Source organism: Stenotrophomonas sp. HMWF003 (assembly GCF_003061285.1).
GTDB classification, from domain to species: domain Bacteria; phylum Pseudomonadota; class Gammaproteobacteria; order Xanthomonadales; family Xanthomonadaceae; genus Stenotrophomonas; species Stenotrophomonas maltophilia_AP.
This window is the reverse complement of the sequence record NZ_QAIW01000129.1, coordinates 1-4,354: the sequence shown is the minus strand read 5'-3', so window position 1 is coordinate 4,354 and position 4,354 is coordinate 1. Positions and strand designations below refer to the sequence as shown.

The window sequence follows — 4,354 nt, the reverse complement described above, 5'->3', positions numbered from 1 at the left end:
GCCCAGGACCTGGACCTGCGCCCGCTGCGCTGGTCGCGCCGGGGCATCCGGCTGGAACAGGGCGCACGCAGCGGTGCCGCCGTCGGCAGCCTGGGCGTGATCCGCCTGCAGCCCTGCGACTGGCTGCCCGACCATATCGACCTGCCGGTCGCCGTGCTGGCCGAAGCGGCCACCGGCGCGGGCGCGCACTTCCTCTGGCTGCGCTTCGAGCCGATGAGCGATGCGCTGGAAATGGCGCTGGAACGCCACCTGTTCCGCCTGCACCGGCGCCAGATCGCCCAGGCGCGGCTGGCCGAGCGCCGCCCGTAAGCGGCCATGACGGGGCGCCGGCCAGCGGCCGGCCCTGCACACCGTGACGGGTTCGGCTTGGCGGTAGGCCGCCACTCCGTTAATGTGGCCGTCTTCTTCACATCCCCCAAGCCTGCCTGTGCGCGTTCTCATCGTCGACGATCACACCCTGGTCCGCGCCGGCCTCAGCCGCCTGCTCCAGGGCTTTGCAAATGTCGAGGTGGTCGCCGATGCCAGCAATGCCGAACAGGCGCTGCAGATGGCCATCCAGCACAGCCCCGACGTCATCCTGATGGACCTGTCGCTGCCGGGCCGTACCGGTCTGGAAGCCCTGAGCGACATCCTGCTGCGCGCCCCCGGCACCCGGGTGGTGATGATGACCATGCACGACGACGCGGTGCACGTGCGCGATGCGCTGGATCGCGGCGCGGTCGGCTTCGTGGTCAAGGACGCGGCCCCGCAGGAGCTGGAACTGGCGCTGCTGGCCGCCCATGCCGGCCAGGTGTTCCTGAGCCCGCAGATCTCGGCCAAGATGCTGGCGCCGATGCTGGGCAAGGAGAAACCGGTAGGGGTGGCGGCGCTGTCGCCCCGCCAGCGCGAGATCCTGCGCCAGATCGGCCGCGGCGAAAGCAACAAGGAAATCGCCGCCGACCTCGGCATCAGCGTCAAGACGGTGGAAACCCACCGCGCGCGCATGATGGAGTCGCTGGGCTGCCGCCGCGCCAATGATCTGCTGCTGCTTGCCGCGCGCCACCAGCACGAACTGGAATGAAGTGCGCCGGTTCTCCGGCAGTCTGAAGCCTTCAGGCGGCGCGGTGACGGGAATTTGAACAGCACCGGGCCACCCGGGCGACCAGATACAAGGGTTCCAGCCGCAAGGCGCGTCAATTTCCCGCGCTGGTGTAGGGATTTTCCTGACTCACTGTCAGGAACCTGACGACAGCACTAGGGAACCCCCTGATTACGGTGTCGGGATAACACAAGCAAGATGTGTTCCATAACGCGCCGGGGAGTCGGCGCGATGGGGAACACACATGAAGCCGACGATGTCGACCCAGCTGGGTCAGCAGCTCCACCTCACGCCGCAACTGCTGCAGTCGATCCGGCTGCTGCAGCTGGACGGCATGCAGCTGGAGATGGAGATCCGCCGCGCCCTGGAGACCAATCCGCTGCTGGAGATCGAGGATGCGCCCGACGCGCCCGCCGCCGAGACCAGCGAGACCACCACCGTGCAGGAAGTGGCCGCGTTCGACGAGCTGCCCGAAAGCGCGATGTGGGATGTTCCCGGCGCCAGCTGGCAGGACGGCGACGACGACCGCATGCAGCGCATTGCCGCCGACGAGTCCAGCGACCCGCACCTGCGTGCCCTGCAGCGCCTGAGCCTGGAACTGGACGCACGCGAACTGGCGGTTGCCGGCTTCTGGCTGGAGCACTGCGATGACGCCGGCTACCTGGACGCCCCGCTGGCCCAGCTGCAGCTGCTGGCCAGCGCCCATCACGACGTGGACGCGGCCGGCGTGGAAGCCGTGCGCCAGCAGATCCTGCACGGCGACCCGGCCGGCCTGGCCGCCCGCGACCTGCACGAATGCCTGAGCGTGCAGCTGCGCGCCCTGCCCGGCCGCGTCCCGGCCCGCCACCTGGCCCAGCGCGTTCTGGACGACGGGCTGGAAAGCCTGGCCGCGCACGACTACATCGCCCTGGCCCGCCAGCTCGACGCCGAAGTGGCCGACATCCATGAAGCGGTCCGGCTGATCCTGTCGCTGCAGCCCCGCCCGGGCGACAGCCTGCGCCCGGACGACAACGGCGTGGTCATCCCCGACGTCATCGCCTGGCACGCCGACAACCAGTGGCGCGTGGCGCTGAACCCGGCCACCAGCCGCCGTCTGAGCATCAACCCCAGCTACGAGCACGCGCTGGCCGATGCCGGCGAGGCAGCCCAGCCGTTGCGCGACATGCTGCAGGAAGCACGCTGGCTGACCCGAGGCCTGTCGATGCGCTATGACACCCTGCTGCGCACCACCCGGGTCATCATCGAGCGCCAGGCCGGCTTCCTTACCCGCGGCGAAGAGGCCATGGCGCCGCTGACCCTGAAGGAGGTGGCCGATGCGATCGGCATGCACGAATCGACCGTGTCGCGCATCACCACCGGCAAGTACCTGCAGACCCCGCGCGGCACCCTGGAACTGAAGCACTTCTTCGCGGTGCGGCTGGAAGGCGCCAGCGTCTCCGGCCAGGCCGTCAAGGCCATGGTGCGCCGCCTGATCGACGCCGAACCGGCCGGCCGCCCGCTGGCCGACGAAGCCATCGCCGGCCTGCTGTCGCGCCAGGGGGTGAACATCGCCCGCCGTACCGTTGCAAAATACCGCGAACAACTGGACATCGCCCCGGCCCGTGAACGCCGCCGGATCAATGCCAGGACCCCGCAACTGGCCCGGGTGGGCTGAAGGAAATGGAAGACATGAACAAGCTCACCGTCCTGCTGGTCGACGACCACGAGGGCTTCATCAACGCCGCCATGCGCCACTTCCGCAAGGTCGACTGGCTGGACGTGATCGGCAGCGCCGCCAACGGCCTGGAAGCCATCGAACGCTCGGAAACGCTGCGCCCGCAAGTGGTGCTGATGGACCTGGCGATGCCTGAAATGGGCGGCCTGCAGGCCACCCGCCTGATCAAGTCGCAGGACGACGCCCCGTACATCGTCATCGCCAGCCACTTCGACGACGTCGAGCACCGCGAGCACGCCCTGCGTGCCGGCGCCGACAACTTCGTCAGCAAGCTGTCCTACATCCAGGAGGTCATGCCGATCCTGGAAGGTCTGAAGGGGAATGGGTCATGAGTGAGTCGCGCATCCTGGTACTGGACAGCGACGCGGTGCGTGCCGAGCGCACCGTCGCCCTGCTTGAATTCATGGACTTCAACCCGCGCTGGGTGGCCGACGCAGCCGACTTCGACATCACCCGCCAGCGCTCCACCGACTGGATGGCCGTGATCATCGGCGGCCTGGAAGCCGGCGCGCGCAGCGATGCGCTGTTCGCCTGGGCCGGCCAGGGTGCCCTGCCACCGCCGGTGATGCTGATCGACGGCGACGCCCCGCGCTTCGCCCAGCAGCATGGCCTGCACGAAGCCAACGTATGGCCGCTGGAAGCGCCGTTGCGCCACGCCCAGATGGAAGCCCTGCTGCGCCGTGCCAGCCTGAAGCGGCTGGACGCCGAGCACCAGGCCGGTGCCGTGCAGGAACAGGGCCCCACCGGCGAAGGTGCGGCGGTCAGCGCACTGCGCCAGATGATCGAGCAGGTGGCCGCGTTCGACACCACCGTGCTGGTGCTGGGCGAATCGGGCACCGGCAAGGAAGTGGTGTCGCGCTCGATCCACCAGCGCTCGCCGCGCCGTGATGGCCCGTTCGTGGCGATCAACTGCGGCGCGATCCCCGCCGAGCTGCTGGAAAGCGAGCTGTTCGGTCACGAAAAGGGCGCCTTCACCGGTGCACTGAGCGCGCGCAAGGGCCGGTTTGAAATGGCCGAGGGCGGCACCCTGCTGCTGGATGAAATCGGCGACATGAGCCTGCCGATGCAGGTCAAGCTGCTGCGCGTGCTGCAGGAGCGCAGCTTCGAGCGCGTGGGCGGCAACCAGACCATCCGCTGCAACGTGCGGGTGATCGCGGCTACCCACCGTGACCTGGAATCGCGCATCGCCGACGGCAAGTTCCGCGAGGATCTGTTCTATCGGCTCAACGTGTTCCCCATCGACGTGCCGGCGCTGCGCGAGCGCAGCGAAGACCTGCCGGCGCTGGTGACCACCATCGCTGCGCAGCTGGCACGCACCGGTCGCGGCGAAGTGCGCTTCAGCGCCGAGGCCCTGCAGGCCCTGGCCAGCTACGAGTGGCCCGGCAACGTGCGCGAGCTGACCAACCTGGTCGAGCGCCTTGCCGTGCTGCACCCCGGCGGCACCGTGCGCGTGCAGGACCTGCCGGCGCGCTATCGCGGCGATTTCAGCGTCAGCGTCCCGGCACCCGTGGTGGCCCCGGCCCCGGTGAGCGACGAGCGCCTGGACCTGCGCAGCTTTTCCT

5 protein-coding genes are annotated in these 4,354 nt (G+C 69.1%); all 5 read left to right on the top strand.

What is annotated here, in order from left to right:
• Nucleotides 1–309 (top strand): PilZ domain-containing protein (locus DBR34_RS22135; RefSeq protein WP_258223671.1); only part of this gene is annotated, 309 nt, incomplete at its 5' end.
• Nucleotides 310–427: 118 nt separating this feature from the next.
• The gene (locus DBR34_RS04970; protein WP_038688461.1) at nt 428–1,060 is read left to right on the top strand and encodes a response regulator transcription factor; all 633 of its coding nucleotides are present in this window, start codon (nt 428–430) and stop codon (nt 1,058–1,060) included.
• Nucleotides 1,061–1,322: 262 nt separating this feature from the next.
• Nucleotides 1,323–2,732 (top strand): RNA polymerase factor sigma-54, encoded by a 1,410-nt coding sequence (rpoN, locus tag DBR34_RS04965; RefSeq protein ID WP_128095944.1) that lies wholly within the window; start codon nt 1,323–1,325, stop codon nt 2,730–2,732.
• 14 nt (nt 2,733–2,746) lie between these two features.
• Complete coding sequence (locus DBR34_RS04960; RefSeq protein ID WP_038692225.1) at nt 2,747–3,124, top strand: response regulator transcription factor; 378 nt, start codon at nt 2,747–2,749, stop codon at nt 3,122–3,124.
• The coding region (locus DBR34_RS04955) for a sigma-54 dependent transcriptional regulator (protein ID WP_258223670.1) at nt 3,121–4,354 on the top strand (1,234 nt) is incomplete at its 3' end. The genes DBR34_RS04960 and DBR34_RS04955, both read left to right, overlap by 4 nt.